The organism is Citrobacter sp. C348, from assembly GCF_047467975.1.
GTDB classification, from domain to species: domain Bacteria; phylum Pseudomonadota; class Gammaproteobacteria; order Enterobacterales; family Enterobacteriaceae; genus Citrobacter; species Citrobacter gillenii.
Genome location: NZ_JASJUJ010000027.1, coordinates 1 through 1,465, shown reverse-complemented (window position 1 = coordinate 1,465; position 1,465 = coordinate 1). Strand labels below are relative to the sequence as shown.

At 44.7% G+C, this 1,465-nt stretch carries 1 protein-coding gene and 2 pseudogenes; 2 read left to right on the top strand and 1 reads right to left on the bottom strand.

The window, feature by feature from the left end; all coding sequences use genetic code 11:
• Together QNN86_RS23845 and QNN86_RS23840 are read left to right on the top strand one after the other, a co-directional pair.
• Window positions 1–304 (top strand): annotated as a pseudogene (locus QNN86_RS23845) (phage tail protein); the annotation flags it as partial.
• 187 nt (window positions 305–491) lie between these two features.
• On the top strand, window positions 492–1,097 hold the full coding sequence (locus tag QNN86_RS23840) for a tail fiber assembly protein (RefSeq protein WP_414212402.1): 606 nt from the start codon (window positions 492–494) through the stop codon (window positions 1,095–1,097).
• 37 nt (window positions 1,098–1,134) lie between these two features.
• Here QNN86_RS23840 and QNN86_RS23835 read toward each other — a convergent pair.
• A pseudogene (locus tag QNN86_RS23835) lies at window positions 1,135–1,465 on the bottom strand (hypothetical protein); the annotation flags it as partial.

Genomic DNA, 1,465 nt, shown 5'->3' with positions numbered 1-1,465 from the left:
TGGCTGGGATGATGGTCGCAATATTGATTCCGGGAGGGCAATACTTACGGCGCAGGATGGGACTCTTGTCGGCTATGACCCTATACGCTCTGATGCCGGACTTGTTGGGGTTCCGGGTGTGAATTCAGCAAGTAATTATGCGGATATGCGCGGGGACAGGCTCAACAATACTATTGATTCGGTATCTCATATTTTTGTGAATATGACGATGGATGTCATGCAACGCCGTTCACTAGGGGCAGATACGGCAGTCATTGCCCGCCCGAGAAATATCGCATTTAACTACATAGTAAGGGCTGTGTAAAAACGTTCCTTCCGCAGCGAGAGCTATTGGGACACGTCGTGTTGCATCAGGTAATTTTGGTATAGAAACTCGCCCACGCAACCTGTCATTTAATTACGTTGTGCGGGCTATGTAACAACATCAATATCAAGAATAACTGAGGACGACCAGTATAGTAGAATCCTGCCCCAGCACGAAGGATGAAAGAATGAGTAAAGCAATTTTGAATACATATGGGATCGCATCATCGGCAGGTGAAATCACCGTTTATAACTATGATGCCAACACCCGTGAGTACCTGTTATCAACCATTGAATATCTTGCAGAAGGAGTGGGTATACCTGCCCATTCCTGTACTGATAAACCCGGCAAATTCAAGACCGGCTTTGCTATTTGTCGTAATGAAGGTCTGAACGGCTGGGAGTATGTTGAAGACCACCGTGATGCAGAAGTTTATAAAACTGATACAGGGGAAAAAATCACTGTTCGGTATTTAGGACAGCTTCCTGAAGATACCACCACAATCGCGCCAGAAACTAAATTTGATGTCTGGAATGGTACTGAGTGGATAACGGATATCGATGCAAAAAGAGCTGCTGACGTTCAGGCATTTGAAATGAAAATTCAGACTCTGATTGATGAGGCTAATGTGGTCATTAATAAAAATAACTGGCCTTCAAAGCTACAACTCAATCGAATGAGCGAAGCAGAAACCAGCAAGTTTAATCTATGGCTTGATTATATTGATGCTCTGAATGCCATCAAGCCCTCAGATTTCCTAACTGCGATACTACCTGAACCGCCCACAATTTGATAAAGATGATTAAGCCGTCATTCAGACGGCTTTTCATTTAAGCTGCACGAACAATGTAGTTGAAAGCCACATTACGTGGGCGAGATTCGTTCCCACCACTGGTCTGATTTCGAACGCCGGTATTGTTAATTCCTTCCCAGCCTGAACCAGCCCCACTAATTTGCGCTCTCAATACCTGTACGAATATATTATTTGGGGTATGTGACACTGAATTTCCTGAATTAAAATCAATGTACGGATTTGCATTCCCCCATGTCGTTCCGCCATCCATACTTGATTCAAACAAATGCCTGTGAGACTGGTTCATATCAGCTTCAGTTGATAGCAATGCCCTGCCAGCATTAACCCCCCGCCCATCATCCCAGCCG

Excerpts from the sequence above, each read along its gene's own strand:
- QNN86_RS23840 (WP_414212402.1), top strand. The coding sequence starts at position 492 with ATGAGTAAAGCAATTTTGAATACATATGGGATCGCATCATCGGCAGGT.